Source organism: Pantoea dispersa, assembly GCF_019890955.1.
Taxonomy (GTDB): Bacteria; Pseudomonadota; Gammaproteobacteria; order Enterobacterales; family Enterobacteriaceae; genus Pantoea; species Pantoea dispersa.
Window position 1 is genome coordinate 3,235,394 of the sequence record NZ_CP082346.1, and the last position, 18,393, is coordinate 3,253,786.

The following is an 18,393-nucleotide window of genomic DNA, read 5'->3' on the forward strand; positions in this document are numbered from 1 at the left end:
GGCGTGGCTGGCAATAGCTGCAAAATCAGGCTAAGGTGAGCGCACGTAATCCGTAGGGTGGAGCCGCAAAATCATGGTGTCGCGTCGTTATAATCCCGAATATCGCCGTCAGGAACTGCTTAAACGTATTCAGCTGGATATCCCGGAAACCGTGGCGCGCGCGCTTCAGGAGGATTTAGGCGGTGACGTTGACGCTGAGCGCGACATCACCGCCCAGCTGTTGCCGCAGGCGGCGCAGGCTGAAGCGCGCGTTATCACCCGCGAAGCCGGTGTTTTCTGTGGTAAACGCTGGGTGGAAGAGGTGTTTATCCAGCTGGGCAATAACGTTTCCATTACCTGGCACGTTGAAGACGGCCAACCGCTGGTGGCCGATCAGCTGCTGTTTGAATTACAGGGACCGGCGCGGTTGCTGCTGACGGCAGAACGCACCGCGTTAAACTTTGTGCAGACGCTCTCTGGCGTGGCGACAGCCGTGAACCGCTATGTGGCACTCTTGTCTGGCAGCAATACCCAGCTGCTGGATACGCGCAAAACCCTGCCCGGCCTGCGCACCGCGCTTAAGTATGCGGTACTGTGCGGCGGCGGGCAGAATCATCGTCTGGGATTGTCCGACGCTTTCCTGATCAAAGAAAACCACATCATTGCCAGCGGTTCGGTCAGTAAAGCGGTGGAGAAAGCCCTGTGGCTGCACCCGGATGTGCCGGTTGAGGTGGAAGTGGAAAATCTCAGCGAACTGCAGCTGGCGCTGGCGGCCGGTGCCGACATCATCATGCTGGATAACTTCACGCTGGCGATGATGCAGCAGGCGGTTACGCTGACGGCGAAGCGCGCGCTGCTGGAGGTGTCCGGCAACGTGACGGAGACGACGCTGCCGCAGATCGCCGCCACCGGCGTGGATTATGTCTCGGTGGGCGCGCTGACTAAGCACGTGCAGGCGCTCGATCTGTCGATGCGTTTTCGCGAAGTCTGACGTAAGGCCATGCCGCCGGTGCTGGCGGCAAATTGCGAGCCGGCTTCCATCATCATGTGGCTTCGCCTGTAACGCGCTACATTGTCTGCGCGCCCCTTTCCGGGATTGAAACGCGCCCCCTTCCGCTTTTCCCCGCCCTTTCTTACCGTTGCGGCTCCACAACAAGGAGCCTCATTATGGATAAACAACGCGGTTTTACCCTGATCGAGCTGATGATTGTCATCGGTATCGTCGCCATCCTCAGCGCCATTGGCCTGCCCGCTTACCAAAATTATCTGCAACGTGCCGCGCTGACCGACATGCTGCAAACCATGGTGCCCTATAAAACTGCCGTGGAGCTGTGCGCCATTGAGCGCGGCGGACCGGCGCAGTGTCAGGCAGGCGAGCGCGGTATTCCCGCCGCCAAAGGCTCACGCTATGTGGCGAACCTGAGCGTAGTCAATGGTGCCATTACGCTGACCGGCCAGGAGAGCCTGACGGGGTTAACCGTTGCAATGTTGCCGGTATGGAATGCGGCGGAAGGCGCACTCAGCTGGCAACGCAGCTGCACCAGCGACAACGCCAGCCTGCGCGACAGCTGTCTCGAGCAGTTCCGCTTTGCCGACAAGGAAGAAAACAATGGATAAGCCGGATAGCACCCTGCAGGCACTGTGTGCCCGCTATCAGGCCGTGATATTGCACCATGACGCCACGCACTTGCGCGTGGCGGTCGCGGACGCGCCAGACCCGTTGTTGCTAGAGGCGCTGCAGTTTGCCAGCCAGTGTGCAGTTGAGGTCGAGTGCTGGCCCGCCGCACGGCTGGAGCAGCTGCTGCACCAGCCAGAAAGCCGTGCGGCACCGCGCGAACAGGCCAGCGCCGAGTCCGCTATTCACGCTGTGGATCAGATTCTGCGCCAGGCCATACAGCGACGCGCCTCCGATGTGCACTTTGAACCGCAGCGTCACGGGCTGCGCGTACGGCTGCGGATTGACGGCGTGCTGCATCCGCTGCCGCAGTTACCGGATGCCCCACCCGCCGCCGTGCTGGCACGGTTGAAAATCCTCGGCGGTCTGGATATCGCGGAGCGTCGGCTGCCGCAGGATGGCCAGTTCAGTCTGGAGATGGATGACAAACCGGCGGCGTTCCGCCTGTCGACCCTGCCGGTCAGCCAGGGCGAAAAAGCGGTGGTACGCCTGCTGCAAAGCGAAAACAGCGCCATTGCGCTCGATAAGCTGGGCATGCCGGTGCCACAGCTGCGCCTGCTGAAAAACGCGCTGGCCAAACCGCAGGGGCTGATTCTGGTCACCGGCCCAACCGGCAGCGGCAAAACCTTTACGCTGTACAGCAGCCTGAGCGCCCTCAACGTGCCGGAGAAAAACGTCTGCAGCGTGGAGGACCCGCTGGAAATTCCGCTACAGGGGATTAACCAGACGCAGGTACAGCCACGGAGCGGTCTCGACTTTAACCGCGTCCTGCGCGCGCTGCTGCGGCAGGATCCGGACGTCATTATGATCGGCGAAATCCGTGATGCTGAAACCGCCAGCATCGCCGTAAAAGCGGCGCAGACCGGACATCTGGTGCTCTCAACCTTGCACACCAACTCGACGGCCGAAACCCTGACCCGCTTACGGCAGATGGACATTCCCGGCTATCTGCTTGGCCCAGCGTTACAGCTGGTGGTGGCGCAGCGGCTGGTGCGCCGTTTGTGCGTGCACTGTCGTCAGCCGGGCCAGGCGATTGCCCATCTGCCCGGCGACATGTGGCCCGGCACGCTGCAAACCTGGCGTGCGCCCGGCTGCGATCACTGCTTCTCGGGTTATTACGGCCGCCTGGCGCTGTTTGAAATCCTGCCGATGAGCAGCAGGTTGCAGAACGCTATCTCGGCTGATATGCCGCTGGAGCACCTGCTGACGCTGGCCGCGGAGCAGGGAATGAAAACGCTGCTGACCGCCGGGCTGGAGGCGGTGAGCCGCGGCGACACCTCTTTCGAGGAGATGCAGCGCGTGGTGGGCCTTGGCAATGGCTAATCGCTACCAGTTTCACTGGCAGGCACTGGACAGTATGGGCCTGCTGCAGGAGGGCGAGTCGCTGCAGCCCACGCAGGATGCCCTGCTCGGCCAGCTGGGCGATCGCGGCATGCTGGTGGTGAGCTGGCAACGCGGCAAGTGCTGGCGCGCGCGCGACTGGAAGTGGCAGCAGAAAATTGACCTGATGCGCCAGCTGGCGACGTTGCTGAAAGCCGGGCTGCCGCTGGCGGAGAGTCTGACATTGCTGGCCAGCGGCCATCCTCATGCAGGCTGGCGCGTGCTGCTGAGCCTTCTGCAACAGCGGGTCATGGCCGGTGAGCCGTTTTCACAGGCGCTGCGCGCCTGGCCGGATATCTTCCCGCCGCTGTTTCCGGCACTGATGCAGGTAGGTGAGCTGACCGGGCAACTGGACGAATGTTGCCGCCAGCTGGCACTACAGCAGAGCAGGCAACAGTTTCTGCGCCAGAAGGTAGTGAAAGCGTTGCGCTATCCGCTGTTCATCCTGCTGGTGGCGCTGGCGGTCAGCGCCGGGATGCTGCTGTTTGTGCTGCCGGAATTTGTTGCGGTGTACGCCAGCTTTGACGCACCGCTGCCAGCCTTTACCGCCGGCGTGATGGCGCTGTCGGCACTGTTGCAGCAGGCGGCGCTGCCGCTGCTGTTGTGCGGTGTGGTGTCCGGGTGGCTGGCGCGTCTGGCCTATCGGCGATCCGTTGCGTGGCAAAAGCGCAGCCAGCAGTGGCTGCTGCGGCTTCCGCTGCTGGCCCCGTTGTGGCGCGGCGGTCAGCTCAGCCAGATATACGCAATTCTGCAACTGACGCAGCAGGCCGGGCTGACGCTGCTGCAAAGCCTGCAGGCGGTGGAAGTGACGCTGGCCGCGCGACTGTGGCGCGATGCCATCGTGGCGTTACAGCAGCACATTGCTGCTGGCGCGCCGCTGCATCAGGCGCTACAGGGACATCCGCTGTTTACGCCGCTGTGCGCTCAGCTGATCCGCGTCGGTGAAGAGGCCGGTGCGCTGGATGTGATGCTGGCGCGGCTGGCGGAGTGGCACGAAGCGCAAACGCTGACCCGCGCAGATAGCCTCGCCGCTTCGCTGGAGCCGTTGATGATGGTGGTGATTGGCGGGATTGTCGGCACGCTGGTCATTGCCATGTATCTGCCGGTATTTGGTCTGGGAGACGCCATACGTTAAACGGGCGCACGCGGCGCCCGTTACGGCACATCAGCGGTTAAAGACGCGGTTTTCCTGCTCTGCCACACGAATAAAGGTGGTGCGTTTGGTCAGCTCTTTCAGGCGCTCTGCGCCGACGTAAGTACAGGCCGAACGCAGTCCGCCGAGGATATCTTTCACCGTCTCCGCGACCGGTCCACGCAGCGGCAGACGAACGGTTTTACCTTCTGCGGCGCGGTAGCCCGCCACACCGCCCACATGTCGTTTCATCGCGGATTCGGAGCTCATGCCGTAGAACAGCATGAACTGCTCGCCCTGCTCTTCAACAAGAGTGCCTTCGCACTCATCGTGCGCCGCCAGCATGCCGCCGAGCATCACGAAGTCAGCGCCGCCGCCGAACGCCTTGGCGATATCGCCCGGCACGGCGCAACCGCCGTCACTGACAATCTGCCCACCGAGGCCGTGCGCCGCATCAGCACACTCAATCACCGCGGAGAGTTGCGGGTAGCCAACGCCGGTTTTGACGCGCGTGGTGCAGACCGAACCCGGGCCGATTCCCACCTTTACAATGTCGGCACCGGACAGAATCAGCTCTTCGACCATTTCACCGGTCACCACATTCCCGGCACAAATGGTTTTCCCCGGGAAGCTTTCCCGCGCGCGCTGCAGGAAGGCAACAAAGTGCTCGGAGTAGCCGTTTGCCACATCAATACAGATAAAATTGAGTTGGGGTGACAGCGCGAGGATCGCGCTTAACTTTGTGAAATCTGCTTCTGAGGTCCCGGTGGAGACCATCACGTGGCTGAGCACCGTGGCCGGTACGCGCTGGATAAAGGTCTGCCACGCTTCAACACTGTAGTGCTTGTGAACGGCGGTCAGCACGTTAAAGCCAGCCAGCGCTTCGGCCATGGTAAAGGTGCCGACGGTATCCATGTTGGCGGCAATCACCGGAACGCCGGACCAGGCGAGGCCTGAATGTTTGAAGGTGAACGTACGTTCCAGCTCAACCTCGGAACGGCTTTTCAGCGTGGAGCGTTTCGGGCGGATCAATACATCTTTAAAGCCCAGTTTTACATCTTCTTCGATACGCATAGCAGAGTGTCCTGGTTAGTGACGACGAACCGCAGTTCGGGTAGCGCTCACGGCTCCAGTGTCGTTATCATACGCGCCATTCGTTCCGCGACAAGACTGCGAATTTCACTTTATTTAAGCTACAATCCGTTAAATTTAGCTGAGAAAACCGATTGTGATCGGGCTCTCATCACGCTGCGGCAGATGAGAAAATGTTGAGAGAACGCTATGCCTTTTACCGTTGCACTGACCGGCGGCATTGGTAGTGGTAAAAGCACCATTGCTAACGCTTTTGCCGCGCTGAACGTCGACATCATTGATGCCGATGTGATTGCCCGCGAGGTGGTTGAACCGGGCACACCTGCGCTCAATGCGATTGTGAAACGCCACGGAGAATCGATTCTGACCGCAGAAGGCACGCTTTATCGCGCTCGTTTGCGGGAAATTATTTTCCAGCAGCCGCAAGAGAAAAACTGGCTCAATCAACTGCTGCATCCGCTGATTAACGCCCGTACCCAGCAGCTGAAGGCGCAGGCGACTTCGCCTTACGTCATGTGGGTAGTGCCGCTGCTGGTAGAAAATGGTCTGCAGCATCAGGCTGATCGGGTATTAGTCGTAGATGTCGACGAGGCCACGCAGCTGCAGCGCACCCGCCAGCGTGATGGTATCTCTCTCAGCCAGGCGCAACGGATTCTTGCCGCGCAGGCCAGCCGTCAGCAGCGTTTAGCCTGCGCAGATGACATCATTGATAACAGCGGCACGCCGGAACAGGCTTTGCCGCGCGTTGCTGAACTTCACCAGCGCTATTTACGCCTGGCAGCAACCGGACGGGATTAATATCATGAGCACAGTGGTTCTGTTTGAACACCCATTGAATGAGAAAATGCGCACCTGGCTGCGCGTGGAGTTTTTGATTAACCAGCTGCACGAAACGCTGCCGGTCAACAGCTCGGTTGCCGCACTGGGTGTGTTTCGTATTATTAGCGACCTGCTGGATATCTTCGAACGCGGCGATATGCGCACCGAGCTGTTAAAAGAGCTGGAGCGTCAGCAGCAAAAACTGCGTGCCTGGCTGGATGTGCCGGGTGTCGATGAACACACTGTCAGCCAGCTACGCGAACAGCTGAAGCAGCAATCCAGCGAGCTGATGGCTGCGCCGCGCATGGGCCAGCAGCTGCGCGAAGACCGGTTGATTGCCTCCGTACGTCAGCGCCTGAGCATTCCCGGCGGCTGCTGCAGTTTTGATCTGCCGGGTTTACACATCTGGCTGCACCAGCCACAGGCGCTGCGCGATACCCTGGTGAATAGCTGGCTGGCCTCGCTCGATCCGCTGCGCAACAGCCTGACGATGATCCTCAACCTGATTCGTCAGTCGGGCGTGTTTCGCCATCAGACCAGCCTCAACGGCTTTTATCAGGATAACGCCGAAGGGTCCGACCTGCTGCGCCTGCAGCTGACGCTGGAAGATGCGCTCTATCCGCAGGTCTCTGGTCATAAAAGCCGCTATGCCATCCGCTTTTTACCGCTCGATAGCGAACGCGGCGAAGTGCCGGCGCGACTGAATTTTGAATTAGCCTGTTGTTAGAGGAAGTTATGCAGGAAGAGATGATTACCGTACCTTGCCCCAACTGCGGTAAAGCCGTGATGTGGGATGAACTCAGCCCGTGGCGCCCGTTTTGCAGCAAACGCTGTCAGTTGATCGACCTGGGCGAGTGGGCCGCTGAGGAGAAACGCATTCCCAGCAGCGGAGACATGACGGAGAGTGACGACTGGAGTGAAGAGCAGTCGTGATCGGCAGGGGCACACGGCCCCTGAGTTTAAATCTCGCCCGCCACTAAGCGGGCAATCAGGGCGTGGTTGGCCGGTGGAAATTCATCGGCCACTAAATCACGCTGCTCGACCCAACGCTGCGGCTGACCTTCGCGTCCCCACGGCTCACCCTGCCAGCCCTCCACCAGGAAGAAATGCAGCGTAACACGCAGGTCATCGTAACTGTGGTCGGCCTGACCAATCGCTTTCGCCGCCGTCACCTCAATACCGGTTTCTTCCATCAGCTCACGTTTTAACGCCTGTTCTGCGCTTTCGTGCTGTTCAATTTTTCCGCCCGGGAACTCCCATTTGTTGGCCATGTGCGAGCTTGCTGCGCGCTGGGCAAGAAAGATCTGACGACTGGCATTGCGAATGATGCCCACCGCAACCTGCAGGTGTTTCATAAGCTGGATTCCGCTTGTAGTGAGTGAGCGCTGATTTTAAAGCAGACGCCGGACGATGTTAACTGCTGTCGGCCTCACCGCGATCCTGTCGCACAGATTCCAGTTATTAAGACAGGTCGTAATGATCGCACGGCGCCATGTTGGGAATACTCGCAGCCACTTTACTCTAGCCAGGCCGACTACACATGGAACGCAAACTAACAACGTTTCTGGCGCAAGACGCACAGAAACAGATGAATACCTTACGCCATTTGGTTTTTCACGACATCCTGACGCTCGACAGCGCGCAGAACACCTTAACCTGGTGGCCAGAACAGAAGACCATCCCGCTTAATGAAGCACAGAAGCGCTTCTTCTCCTGCCTGCTGCTGCGCATCACGTCGAAACGGCAGATCATTGCCACGGTATGGAATGAGAGCTATCCGGGGATCAGCGACAACAACTATCACCAGCTGCTGTTTCAGAGCCGGGCGCTGTTGAAACGCTATGGTTTGCCGGATGGGCTGCTGGTTACGCTGCCCTACCATGGCGTGCGGCTGAATGAGGAGAAGCTGATGGCGATTACCCGCTAATCAGCCAAAGAAAAAGGAGCCCGCGGGCTCCTTTTTGTTATCAGGCCAGACGACCGTGACACTGTTTGTATTTTTTACCTGAGCCGCATGGGCACGGATCGTTACGTCCCACTTTCCGCTCACCGCCCTGTGCCGCCAGTGCAGCGGCCGCTGCGGTGTCGTCATCGACATGACTGAGCTGCTGCTGCTGTGCCAGACGCTCTGCTTCTTCACGACGCTGCTGCTCCATCGCTTCCACTTCTTCCGGCATCCGCACCTGCACTTTGCTCAGGGTGCTGATCACTTCGTACTTCAGCGACTCCAGCATCGCGGCAAACATAGCGAAAGATTCACGTTTGTACTCCTGCTTCGGATCCTTCTGCGCATAGCCACGCAGATGGATACCCTGACGCAGATAGTCCATCGCCGCCAGATGCTCTTTCCACAGCGAGTCGAGCGTTTGCAGCATCACGCCTTTTTCGAAGTTGCGCATCATTTCTGCGCCGACCACTTCTTCTTTCGCCGCATAGTTTTCGCTGGCGCGGCTCATGATGCGCTCACGCAGCGTCTCTTCATGCAGATCCGGCTCTTTATCCAGCCACTCGGCAATCGGCAGATCCAGATCGAAATCATTGCGCAGACGCTCTTCCAGCCCCGGGACGTCCCACATCTCTTCCAGCGACTGCGGCGGAATGTAAGTGTCGATAGTGGCTTTGAACACATCCTCGCGGATGCTGTTGATGGTGTCCGACACGTCAGAGACATCCAGCAGTTCGTTACGCTGGCTGTAAATGGCGCGGCGCTGATCGTTAGCCACGTCATCGTATTCCAGTAGCTGTTTACGGATATCGAAGTTGCGGCTTTCCACTTTGCGCTGCGCATTAGCAATCGCTTTGGTCACCCACGGATGCTCAATCGCTTCACCCGGCTTCATACCCAGCTTACGCATCATGTTGGACACACGATCGGAGGCAAAGATACGCATCAGCGCATCTTCCATCGACAGATAGAAGCGCGAAGAACCGGCGTCACCCTGACGGCCCGCACGGCCGCGCAGCTGGTTATCGATACGGCGTGATTCGTGGCGTTCGGTACCGATAATGTGCAAACCGCCTGCCGCCAGCACCGCATCATGGCGCAGTTTCCACGCCGCCTTGATGGCTTCAATCTGCTCTTCCGTCGGGTTTTCCAGCGCCGCCACTTCCGCCTGCCAGCTACCGCCGAGCATGATGTCCGTACCACGACCGGCCATGTTGGTCGCGATGGTTACCGCGGCTGGCTGACCTGCCTGCGCCACGATATCCGCTTCGCTGGCGTGGAATTTGGCGTTCAGTACGCTGTGCTTAATACCCGCGCGCGTCAGCTCCTGGGATACCACTTCCGATTTTTCAATCGAGATGGTGCCCACCAGTACTGGCTGACCGTTAGCCGTACAGGTACGAATATCTTCGATAATGGCGTCAATCTTCTCTTTCTCGGTCATGTAGACCAGATCGGCCATATCTTTACGCACCATCGGACGGTTGGTCGGTACCACGATGGTATCGAGCTTGTAGATGGAGCTGAATTCAAACGCTTCAGTATCAGCGGTACCGGTCATACCGGCCAGTTTCTCGTAGATACGGAAATAGTTCTGGAAGGTGATGGAAGCCAGCGTCTGGTTTTCATTCTGGATCTCCACACCTTCTTTGGCTTCGACTGCCTGGTGCAGGCCATCAGACCAGCGACGCCCCTGCATGGTACGGCCGGTATGTTCATCAACGATGATAACCTCGCCGTCCTTCACGATGTAGTCAACGTCGCGGGTGAACAGTGCATGGGCGCGCAGTGCTGCCGTCACGTGGTGCATCAGCATGATGTTGGTCGGCGAGTAGAGTGATTCGCCCTCATCCATGATGCCCTGACTGACCAGCAGCTCTTCCACTTTCACCAGACCGCGTTCGGTCATGTGCGCCTGACGGGCTTTCTCATCCACCCAGAAGTCACCTTCGCCCTGGAAGTTATCCGAGTCTTCTTTTTCCTGGCGCACCAGGTGCGGGATGATTTTGTTGACCTTGATATAGAGATCGGAGCTGTCTTCGGCCGGGCCCGAGATAATCAGCGGCGTACGCGCTTCATCGATCAGGATCGAGTCCACCTCATCCACCAGCGCATAGTGCAGTTTACGCTGTACGCGCTCTTCCGGACTGAAGGCCATGTTATCGCGCAGATAATCGAAGCCGTATTCGTTGTTGGTGCCGTAGGTGATATCGGCTGCATAGGCAGCGCGCTTGGCCACTGCCGGCATGCCCGGCAGGTTGATACCGACTGTCAGACCAAGGAACTCAAACAGCGGACGGTTGTTTTCGGCGTCACGCTGCGCCAGATAGTCGTTGACGGTCACAACGTGCACGCCCTTGCCGCTCAGCGCGTTCAGGTAAGCCGGCAGCGTCGCAGTCAGGGTTTTACCCTCACCGGTACGCATCTCCGCGATGCAGCGTTCGTTGAGCACCATGCCGCCGATCAGCTGCACGTCAAAGTGGCGCATGCCAAACACGCGCTTACTGGCTTCACGCACGGTGGCGAAGGCTTCGGGAATCAGGCTATCCAGCGTTTCACCTTTTTTCAGGCGCTCGCGGAATTGATCGGTTTTCGCTTTCAGTTCGTCGTCAGACAGTTTGACGAACTCCGGCTCCATCTTGTTGATGACATCGACCACTTTACGCATGCGGCGCAGAGTACGATCATTGCTGCTACCAAAAACTTTCGTTAACAATTTGATTAACATAATAAATTTATCTCAATTCAGCCGTAACAATACGGGCTGCAAAGGCAAAAAACAGAAACAGGAAAATAACGTTAGCTTTGAGCAATGAAAGGTCCGGCGCGGATGCCATGAATAGCAGCCTGCCAGTCAGCAGAAGAGTGAACGTTGGGCGAAACATGATGCGCTCGCGACGGCGGTGCCATCGTGGCTAAAGGTTGCGCGGGCGAAGTCAGCAGCGCCTGCAGCGAGTCAATCAGCGCCAGCTTTTGCGCCGCCAGCGGCAATGCATGTTCCGCTTCCGCTGTTGCGGGCGGCGTCATGCTGAATGAGAGATGGCGAATGACGGTGCGGATGGCGTGCTGATGCCAGTAGTCAACGTTGAAACTGGGGCGACGCGCGCTTTCCTGCAGGCGAATCAGGTGATCAAACCGCACCACCTTGCCGGTAAACAGGCTGCTGACCGGCGAATCGCTGCTGGTGGGCTCTGCGCTTTGTGCACAGGCAGGCAGGCCGAAACTGGCCGCCACCATTCCCAACAGGAGATGAGGCCAGAAATAGCGTCTGCCGAGTTGTCGCCAGCGTGAGAAAATCCCGATCACCTTTCGTCCATCATACCAGTCATTAAGCGCTAAGCCAGAGTTGCGTTACGCACCCTGCTTACATGAGCGCCAGATAATAGCACTTATGTGGGGCTTCGACATCAGGGATTAAAGGGCTTACAGCGGATTTCACGTTTTTTTGCGCAGGGTTTGGTCGCTGACAACAGGGTTTTGCGAGCGGGATTACAGCCTCAGCGGCGGGCAATAAAAAACGGCGGGTTCCACTGACCGGAGAGAGTGTCAGGGAAGCCCGCCGTTTGATGGCTGACTAATTAAGCCAGCACTAAATTTGGCGCTTTGAAGGCCAGTGGCAGTTCAGCTTCGTCTTCGAAGGTCGCCCATTCCCAGGCTTCCTGCTTCGCCAGTACCGCCTGCAACAGTTTGTTGTTCAGCGCATGGCCGGACTTGAACGCAGAGAATGCGCCAATCACGTTATGACCACACATGAACAGGTCGCCGATGGCGTCCAGCATTTTGTGACGCACGAACTCATCTTCAAAGCGCAGGCCATCTTCATTCAATACGCGGAAGTCATCGAGGCCAATCGCACAATCTAAACTACCGCCCAGGCACAGGCCTTTAGACTGCAGATATTCGATTTCACGCATAAAGCCGAAGGTGCGCGCACGGCTAATCTGACGCACAAAGGATTCAGCCGAGAAATTGAGCTGGTAACGCTGCGAGCTTGAGTCGATCGCCGGATGTTTGAAGTCGATGGTGAAGTCGAGTGAAAAACCGTTGTACGGTTTAATCTCGGCCCACTTATCGCCATCTTCAACCCGTACCGTTTGCTTCACGCGCACGAATTTCTTCGCGCTGTTCAGCTCTTCGACACCGGCATCCATCAGCAAATAAACAAAAGGCGCGGCACTGCCATCCATGATCGGAATTTCTGGCGCATCGACTTCAACAATAATGTTGTCGATACCCAGACCTGCCAATGCAGCATTCAGGTGTTCAACCGTCGAAATACGCACGCCTTCATCATTCACCAGGCAGGTACTCAGCATGGTGTCGCGCACGTATTTTGCATCAGCCGGGAAATCAACCGGTGGATTCAAGTCAGTGCGACGATAGATGACCCCGGTATTAGCCGACGCAGGGCGTAAAGTCAGCGTGACTTTTTTGCCGGTATGCAAACCGACGCCAGTCGCCTGAACAATACGTTTTAATGTCCTTTGTTTGATCATCGCATTATCTCGCAATATTACCCATCCGACCGCCAGTATAAATTACCGGCGGGCGAATACTTTAGCACAAAGAGCGGAGAATCCCAATTCTCAGGATATTCTTAGTCTGCCTGTTTACGCAGGAAGGCTGGAATATCAAGATAGTCAGGCTCTTTGCTGGATGACGCTGGCTGGTCATTCACCACTTTCGCGGCCGGTTTCTGCTCCTGCGGCAGCGGCGCCATGCCGTGCTGCTGGTAGCGATGATCCATAACCGGCTGAGTCGCAGGCTTGTTAGTCACCAGGGTGATTTCCGGACGCTTGTCCATGCCGATACCGGTCGCCACCACGGTGACGCGCAGCTCGTCGTTCATCTCTGGATCCAGCGAAGTACCGATAACCACGGTCGCGTTGTCCGAGGCGAAGGCGCGGATAGTGTTACCCACGGTTTCGAACTCATCCAGGCGCAGGTCGAAGCCCGCCGTGATGTTGACCAGCACGCCACGCGCACCCGACAGATCGATATCTTCCAGCAGCGGGCTGGAGATCGCCATTTCGGCCGCTTCTTCAGCACGGTCTTCACCACAGGCAACGCCAGAACCCATCATCGCGTAACCCATTTCTGACATCACAGTACGCACGTCGGCGAAGTCGACGTTCATCAGACCCGGACGGGTAATCAGTTCTGCGATACCCTGCACCGCACCTTTCAGCACGTCGTTAGCCGCACCGAAGGCATCCAGCAGAGAGATACCACGGCCCAGCACTTTCAGCAGCTTGTCGTTAGGAATGGTGATCAGTGAATCAACATGTTTGGACAGCTCTGCGATACCCTGCTCAGCAAACGCCATGCGTTTTTTCCCTTCGAAGTTGAAGGGCTTCGTCACCACCGCAACCGTCAGGATGCCTAAATCTTTGGCTACTTCAGCCACCACAGGAGCTGCACCGGTACCGGTACCGCCACCCATGCCCGCGGCGATAAACACCATGTCTGCCCCTTCCAGCGCAGAACGCAGTGCTTCGCGATCCTCTTCTGCCGAGGTACGACCGACTTCCGGGTTAGCACCCGCACCGAGACCTTTGGTGATATTGGTCCCGATCTGAATCGTCTGGCCGACCGCCGTTTTACGCAACGCCTGCGCGTCGGTATTCACAGCGAAGAATTCCACACCTTCGATACGCTCGCGTACCATGTGCTCTACGGCGTTGCCACCGCCACCGCCGACGCCGATGACTTTAATCACCGCGTCATTGGTTAATTCCATAGGTTCAAACATGATTTCTCTCCGTTATGTGCCTGTCGCCTGGAGATCATAAACATTGCCTGATGATCTCCTTTTTCAAAAAATTAAAACTCTTTCTTCAGCCAGCTGTTGATGCGTTTAAACCAATTGCCCACTGAAGCACGTTTTTCCGTTTCTGCATCACCGTTCATGTGTGACTCTTTGCCGTAATGCAGCAGGCCAACCGCCGTCGAGTAGTACGGCTCCTGCGCATAATCCGTCAGGCCGGTGATGTTAAGCGGCTGACCGATGCGCACCTGGGTGTGAAACACCCGCTGTGCACAGGCCGCCAGACCTTCAATCTGCGCCGCACCGCCGGTCAGCACAATACCGGCTGCCAGATGGTGCTTCACGCCCTGCTGGCGCAGTTGCTCCTGCAGTTGCAGAATCTCGTCGTTCACCAGATTCAGCAGTTCGGTGTAACGCGGCTCAATCACTTCTGCCAGCGTCTGGCGCTGCAGGCTGCGCGGTGGACGTCCACCCACGCTCGGCACCTCGACGTTTTCGTCTTTGCCGACAATCGAACCCAGCGCACAACCATGACGCACTTTAATCGCTTCGGCGTCGGTTGGCGGTGTGCCAAAGGCATAGGCGATATCACTGGTCACCACGTTCCCGGCATAGGGAATCACTTTGGTATGACGCAGCGCGCCGCCGGTGTACACCGCGATATCCATTGTACCGCCACCGATGTCAACAACACAGACTCCCAGCTCACGTTCATCTTCGGTCAGCACCGAAAAACTGGATGCCAGTCCGGCAAAAATCAGTTGGTCAACTTTCAGGCCACAACGTTCAACGGCTTTCACGATATTTTTTGCCATATCGTTGTGGCAGGTGATGAGATGCACCTTGGCCTGCATACGCACGCCGGAAAGGCCAACCGGATTTTTAATGCCTTCCTGATAATCGATGGCGTATTCCTGTGGAATCACATGCAGAATACGATGTTCGTCGCGCACGCGAACGGATTTCGCCGTATGCACCACGTTTTCCACATCATCCTGAGTGACTTCCTCTTCGGAAATCGGAACCATCCCGATTTCGTTCTGACAACTAATATGTTTGCCCGATAAAGCAAGGTATACCGACGAAATCTGGCAGTCTGCCATCAATTCCGCCTGGTCGATGGCGCGCTGAACGCACTTCACCACCGACTCCAGATCGTTCACGCCGCCTTTGTCCATACCGCGGGACGGGCAGCTGCCGACGCCAATAATGTTGACCATACCATCGGGCAGAATTTCCCCAACCAGGGCGGCGACCTTCGCAGTGCCGATTTCAAGTCCTACTACCAGTTTTCTGTCCGTTGCCTTGATCATTGTGGTTTAGCCTGTGCCTGGTTTTGTTGCTGATTACTGTCCTGTGGCTCAATCGGTGCCGGTGCCCAGCCTACTGCGGCGCCGGAGTCATAGCGTAGATCAACATAGCTGATACGCTGGTTCTGACTCTGGCCCTGCTGCTGCAACTCCGGATAGAGCTCAATAAAACGGTTCAGACGCTTCATGGTATCGCTGCGCCCCAGTTCGATGCGCACATCGTCGCTGGTCACCAGCTGCCACGAGCGCCGCGCCGTCATCGACGCGACCTTCAGGGTAAACTTACTGGCCCGCAGCACATCACTCATGGTGTGATAGCCGGCCAATACCTCTTTCTCACTGCCTTCCGGACCATACAGCATCGGCAACGTCTCTTTGCCGATGTGGCTGGCCGGGACGCTGAAGGAGACGCCATCGGCGTCCACCATGTGCGAGTCATTCCAGCGTGCCACCGGGACGTACTCCACCAGGTTTATCTTCAGCTCATCAGGCCACTGCTTGCGCACGCTAACCTGTTTAATCCACGGTAACCGCTCGATCTGCTGCTGGATAATGTCCACGTTCTGCGACATGAACGTTCCCGGCGCGCCGAGCGATAAAATCGCCTGACGAATATCATCGTGCGTGGTGTAGTGGGTTTCGCCCGTCACCACCAGCTTCGACAGCGGCAGTCGCGACGCATCGTTCATCCACTTCAGCACCACTAGGCCGCCAGCCACCATGATGCCCATCACCAGCAGCAGGAACACGATGCCAAACAGCCGTGCTCCGTTGCTCCGTCCGGAGCGCGCACGCTCCTGAGGTTCGCGATTTCTTACGCGCAGTGCCGCCTGAGACATATCAGTCAGCCAGCTCCAGAATGCGCGCCACCAGTTGCGGGAAGCTGTATCCCGCCTGCTTTGCCGCCATCGGCACCAGGCTGTGGCTGGTCATGCCTGGCGAGGTGTTCACTTCCAGCAGCTGGAAATTGCCGTCACCGTCGACCATCACATCAACCCGTCCCCAGCCGCTGCAGCCTAACGCGCGCCACGCGGCCAGCACTAATGTCTGCAGTTCCGCCTCTTTCTCCGCACTCAGGCCGCTCGGGCAGAAGTATTGAGTATCGTCAGAAATGTATTTTGCTTCATAGTCATAGAACTCGCTGGCGGTCTGAATTCTGATTGACGGCAGAATTTCGTCGCCGACGATGCCCACGGTGTATTCGGCACCGCTGAGAAAAGCTTCCACCAGCACGTCATCATCATGGCGAAACGCCTCCTGCAGCGCGGCTGGCAGCGCTTCCGCCTGGTTCACGCGGCTGATGCCAACGCTGGAACCTTCACAGCTTGGCTTCACAAACAGCGGCAGTCCGAGCGCGGCGATCGACGCCTGCGCTGCAGCATCCAGCCCCTGCTCATACTGCTGGCGCGTCAGCCAGACAAATTTGCCCGCCGGTAACCCCCTGCCCTGCCACAGCAGTTTGCTGCGCAGTTTATCCATGGTGATGGCCGACGCCATGACGCCGCTGCCGGTGTAGGGCAGTTGCAGAAACTCCAGCAGCGCCTGCAGCGTGCCGTCTTCGCCACCGCGACCGTGCAGCGCGATAAACACTTTGGCAAAGCCCTGCTGCCGGAGGTCCAGCACTGAGACGTCACGGGTGTCGACACCGTGCGCATCAATGCCCATCTCGCGCAGTCCCGCCAGCACCGCGCTGCCGGACATCAGTGACACCTCACGCTCGGCGGAGGTACCGCCCATCAATACCGCGACTTTCTCAGCCATGGCGCGCCTCCGTGTTCAGAGCCGGCTGCAGCTGAATCTCAGCCAGCTTGCGGGCAATTTTGCCGATGTTGCCGGCGCCCTGCACAATCACCAGATCGTCGCCGGACAGCAGCGGCGCCAGCGCATCCGGCAGCGCTTCGTGCTCGGAGACCAGAATCGGATCAACCTTGCCGCGATTGCGGATGGCACGGCAGAGTGAACGGCTGTCCGCGCCCGGAATAGCGGCTTCGCCCGCCGGGTAGACATCCAGCATCAGTAACACATCCACCTGTGACAGCACATTGGCGAAATCATCGAACAGGTCGCGGGTGCGCGTGTAGCGATGCGGCTGAAACACCATCACCAGCTTTTTCTCTGGCCAGCCGGCGCGCGCCGCTTTGATGGTGACATCCACTTCGGTCGGATGATGGCCATAATCGTCGACCAGCATCGCGCTGCCTGGCTTACCGTTAACGGCTGCGGTGTCAAACTCGCCCAGCACATCGAAACGTCGACCGGTGCCCTGGAAACTCTCCAGCGCCGCCAGAATAGCGTTGTCGTCAATGCCCTCTTCGCTGGCAACCGCCACGGCTGCCGCGGCGTTCAGCGCGTTATGGCGACCCGGCGCATTCAGCGTCACGTGCAGCACCGGTTTGTCCTGACGAATCAGGGTGAAGTGGCCCTGCGCGCCGCGCTGTTCGTAGTTTTCGACCCGCACATCCGCATCGTCGCTGAAACCATAGGTGGTGACCTGACGGCCCACGCGCGGAATCAGATCGCGAATCACCACATCGTCCACGCACATCACCGCGCGCCCGTAAAACGGCAGGTTGTGCAGGAAGTTAATAAACGTCTGCTTCAGGTTCTCAAAATCGCCCTGATAGGTATCCATGTGATCCGCTTCGATGTTAGTGACAATCGCCACCATCGGTTGCAGATGCAGGAAAGACGCGTCGCTTTCGTCCGCTTCCGCAATCAGATAACGGCTGCTGCCGAGGCGCGCGTGCGTACCCGCCGCTTTAACCAGACCGCCATTGACGAACGTCGGATCGAGACCGCCTTCCGCATAAATACTGGTCACCATCGCAGTGGTGGTGGTTTTACCGTGCGTGCCGGCAATCGCGATGCCGTGACGGAAACGCATCAGCTCAGCCAGCATCTCCGCCCGGCGGATCACCGGGATACGCTGCTCACGCGCCGCCACCAGCTCCGGGTTGTCCTGCGCCACGGCGGTGGAAACCACGACGACGCTGGCGTCGGTAACATTTTCCGGGCGATGGTTGAAGTAAATGGTCGCGCCCAGCGAGGCCAGATGCTGCGTAACCGGATTGGGCGCCAGATCGGAGCCGCTAATGTGATAGCCTTCGTTCGCCAACACCTCGGCAATACCGCCCATGCCGGCACCGCCGATGCCGACAAAGTGGATGTGCCGGACGCGACGCATCTCGGGCACAATAGAACGCAGTTTTGCCAATTGTTGTGTATTCATCTGTCTCTGTTACCTGTTTTCCCGTTTGCACCTGCATTCAGATGCGGGCCAGTCAAACTGACCGG

Annotated in this window: 18 protein-coding genes; 8 read left to right on the forward strand and 10 right to left on the reverse strand. The window is 58.1% G+C overall.

The window, feature by feature from the left end:
• The first annotated feature begins 73 nt into the window (after positions 1-73).
• The 4 genes from nadC (at position 74) to hofC (ending at position 4,169) form a co-directional block, all read left to right on the forward strand.
• Positions 74-970 carry a carboxylating nicotinate-nucleotide diphosphorylase gene (nadC, locus tag K7H94_RS15210; RefSeq protein WP_222951278.1) on the forward strand — a complete coding sequence of 299 codons (897 nt, stop codon included), beginning with the start codon at positions 74-76 and terminating at the stop codon, positions 968-970.
• 176 nt (positions 971-1,146) lie between these two features.
• Positions 1,147-1,596 carry a prepilin peptidase-dependent pilin gene (gene ppdD / locus K7H94_RS15215; RefSeq protein WP_222951279.1) on the forward strand — a complete coding sequence of 150 codons (450 nt, stop codon included), beginning with the start codon at positions 1,147-1,149 and terminating at the stop codon, positions 1,594-1,596.
• Positions 1,589-2,977 carry a type II secretion system protein GspE gene (gspE, locus tag K7H94_RS15220; protein ID WP_150059253.1) on the forward strand — a complete coding sequence of 463 codons (1,389 nt, stop codon included), beginning with the start codon at positions 1,589-1,591 and terminating at the stop codon, positions 2,975-2,977. Before ppdD ends, gspE begins: the two co-directional genes overlap by 8 nt.
• Positions 2,970-4,169, forward strand: a complete 1,200-nt coding sequence (gene hofC / locus K7H94_RS15225) for a protein transport protein HofC (RefSeq protein WP_141496250.1) — start codon at positions 2,970-2,972, stop codon at positions 4,167-4,169. The genes gspE and hofC overlap by 8 nt, the downstream gene beginning before the upstream one ends.
• A 30-nt stretch (positions 4,170-4,199) precedes the next feature.
• Here the strand turns inward: hofC and K7H94_RS15230 are convergent, their stop codons facing one another.
• A complete protein-coding gene (locus K7H94_RS15230) occupies positions 4,200-5,240 on the reverse strand; it encodes a GMP reductase (RefSeq protein ID WP_021507548.1) in 1,041 nt (346 codons plus the stop codon).
• A gap of 207 nt (positions 5,241-5,447) precedes the next feature.
• Between K7H94_RS15230 and coaE the strand changes: the two genes are divergently transcribed.
• From coaE to yacG, 3 genes are read left to right on the forward strand one after another with little or no spacing between them, the layout of a single operon-like run.
• Positions 5,448-6,056 carry a dephospho-CoA kinase gene (gene coaE, locus K7H94_RS15235; protein WP_058780442.1) on the forward strand — a complete coding sequence of 203 codons (609 nt, stop codon included), beginning with the start codon at positions 5,448-5,450 and terminating at the stop codon, positions 6,054-6,056.
• A 4-nt stretch (positions 6,057-6,060) separates the two neighbouring features.
• Complete coding sequence (zapD, locus tag K7H94_RS15240; protein WP_222951280.1) at positions 6,061-6,804, forward strand: cell division protein ZapD; 744 nt, start codon at positions 6,061-6,063, stop codon at positions 6,802-6,804.
• A gap of 8 nt (positions 6,805-6,812) precedes the next feature.
• The gene (gene yacG / locus K7H94_RS15245; protein WP_021507551.1) at positions 6,813-7,010 is read left to right on the forward strand and encodes a DNA gyrase inhibitor YacG; all 198 of its coding nucleotides are present in this window, start codon (positions 6,813-6,815) and stop codon (positions 7,008-7,010) included.
• Positions 7,011-7,036: 26 nt separating this feature from the next.
• Here the strand turns inward: yacG and mutT are convergent, their stop codons facing one another.
• Positions 7,037-7,432, reverse strand: coding sequence for an 8-oxo-dGTP diphosphatase MutT (gene mutT, locus K7H94_RS15250; RefSeq protein ID WP_010618124.1), 396 nt, complete (start codon positions 7,430-7,432; stop codon positions 7,037-7,039).
• Positions 7,433-7,617: 185 nt separating this feature from the next.
• On the opposite strand from mutT, the gene K7H94_RS15255 reads away from it, so the two are divergent.
• Entirely contained in the window at positions 7,618-8,004 is a 387-nt protein-coding gene (locus K7H94_RS15255) for a winged helix-turn-helix domain-containing protein (RefSeq protein ID WP_021507552.1), read from the forward strand.
• 40 nt (positions 8,005-8,044) lie between these two features.
• Here K7H94_RS15255 and secA read toward each other — a convergent pair whose 3' ends face one another.
• The 8 genes from secA to murC form a co-directional block, all read right to left on the reverse strand.
• Positions 8,045-10,750: a preprotein translocase subunit SecA gene (gene secA, locus K7H94_RS15260; protein WP_222951281.1), complete on the reverse strand. Its 2,706-nt coding sequence runs from the start codon at positions 10,748-10,750 to the stop codon at positions 8,045-8,047.
• A gap of 71 nt (positions 10,751-10,821) precedes the next feature.
• Positions 10,822-11,328, reverse strand: a complete 507-nt coding sequence (gene secM, locus K7H94_RS15265) for a secA translation cis-regulator SecM (RefSeq protein ID WP_222951282.1) — start codon at positions 11,326-11,328, stop codon at positions 10,822-10,824.
• Between the two features lie 272 nt (positions 11,329-11,600).
• Complete coding sequence (gene lpxC / locus K7H94_RS15270) at positions 11,601-12,518, reverse strand: UDP-3-O-acyl-N-acetylglucosamine deacetylase (protein WP_031279703.1); 918 nt, start codon at positions 12,516-12,518, stop codon at positions 11,601-11,603.
• Between the two features lie 101 nt (positions 12,519-12,619).
• Entirely contained in the window at positions 12,620-13,774 is a 1,155-nt protein-coding gene (gene ftsZ / locus K7H94_RS15275; RefSeq protein ID WP_021507556.1) for a cell division protein FtsZ, read from the reverse strand.
• A gap of 71 nt (positions 13,775-13,845) precedes the next feature.
• Entirely contained in the window at positions 13,846-15,102 is a 1,257-nt protein-coding gene (gene ftsA / locus K7H94_RS15280; protein WP_013507861.1) for a cell division protein FtsA, read from the reverse strand.
• Positions 15,099-15,938, reverse strand: coding sequence for a cell division protein FtsQ (gene ftsQ, locus K7H94_RS15285; protein WP_021507557.1), 840 nt, complete (start codon positions 15,936-15,938; stop codon positions 15,099-15,101). Before ftsQ ends, ftsA begins: the two co-directional genes overlap by 4 nt.
• Position 15,939: 1 nt before the next feature.
• Complete coding sequence (locus tag K7H94_RS15290; protein ID WP_222951283.1) at positions 15,940-16,860, reverse strand: D-alanine--D-alanine ligase; 921 nt, start codon at positions 16,858-16,860, stop codon at positions 15,940-15,942.
• On the reverse strand, positions 16,853-18,328 hold the full coding sequence (gene murC, locus K7H94_RS15295) for a UDP-N-acetylmuramate--L-alanine ligase (RefSeq protein WP_031279704.1): 1,476 nt from the start codon (positions 18,326-18,328) through the stop codon (positions 16,853-16,855). The genes K7H94_RS15290 and murC overlap by 8 nt, the downstream gene beginning before the upstream one ends.
• Positions 18,329-18,393: the final 65 nt, after the last annotated feature.

Excerpts from the sequence above, each read along its gene's own strand:
- nadC (WP_222951278.1), top strand. The coding sequence starts at position 74 with ATGGTGTCGCGTCGTTATAATCCCGAATATCGCCGTCAGGAACTGCTT.
- ppdD (WP_222951279.1), top strand. The coding sequence starts at position 1,147 with ATGGATAAACAACGCGGTTTTACCCTGATCGAGCTGATGATTGTCATC.
- gspE (WP_150059253.1), top strand. The coding sequence starts at position 1,589 with ATGGATAAGCCGGATAGCACCCTGCAGGCACTGTGTGCCCGCTATCAG.
- hofC (WP_141496250.1), top strand. The coding sequence starts at position 2,970 with ATGGCTAATCGCTACCAGTTTCACTGGCAGGCACTGGACAGTATGGGC.
- K7H94_RS15230 (WP_021507548.1), bottom strand. The coding sequence starts at position 5,240 with ATGCGTATCGAAGAAGATGTAAAACTGGGCTTTAAAGATGTATTGATC.
- coaE (WP_058780442.1), top strand. The coding sequence starts at position 5,448 with ATGCCTTTTACCGTTGCACTGACCGGCGGCATTGGTAGTGGTAAAAGC.
- zapD (WP_222951280.1), top strand. The coding sequence starts at position 6,061 with ATGAGCACAGTGGTTCTGTTTGAACACCCATTGAATGAGAAAATGCGC.
- yacG (WP_021507551.1), top strand. The coding sequence starts at position 6,813 with ATGCAGGAAGAGATGATTACCGTACCTTGCCCCAACTGCGGTAAAGCC.
- mutT (WP_010618124.1), bottom strand. The coding sequence starts at position 7,432 with ATGAAACACCTGCAGGTTGCGGTGGGCATCATTCGCAATGCCAGTCGT.
- K7H94_RS15255 (WP_021507552.1), top strand. The coding sequence starts at position 7,618 with ATGGAACGCAAACTAACAACGTTTCTGGCGCAAGACGCACAGAAACAG.
- secA (WP_222951281.1), bottom strand. The coding sequence starts at position 10,750 with ATGTTAATCAAATTGTTAACGAAAGTTTTTGGTAGCAGCAATGATCGT.
- lpxC (WP_031279703.1), bottom strand. The coding sequence starts at position 12,518 with ATGATCAAACAAAGGACATTAAAACGTATTGTTCAGGCGACTGGCGTC.
- ftsZ (WP_021507556.1), bottom strand. The coding sequence starts at position 13,774 with ATGTTTGAACCTATGGAATTAACCAATGACGCGGTGATTAAAGTCATC.
- ftsA (WP_013507861.1), bottom strand. The coding sequence starts at position 15,102 with ATGATCAAGGCAACGGACAGAAAACTGGTAGTAGGACTTGAAATCGGC.
- ftsQ (WP_021507557.1), bottom strand. The coding sequence starts at position 15,938 with ATGTCTCAGGCGGCACTGCGCGTAAGAAATCGCGAACCTCAGGAGCGT.
- K7H94_RS15290 (WP_222951283.1), bottom strand. The coding sequence starts at position 16,860 with ATGGCTGAGAAAGTCGCGGTATTGATGGGCGGTACCTCCGCCGAGCGT.
- murC (WP_031279704.1), bottom strand. The coding sequence starts at position 18,328 with ATGAATACACAACAATTGGCAAAACTGCGTTCTATTGTGCCCGAGATG.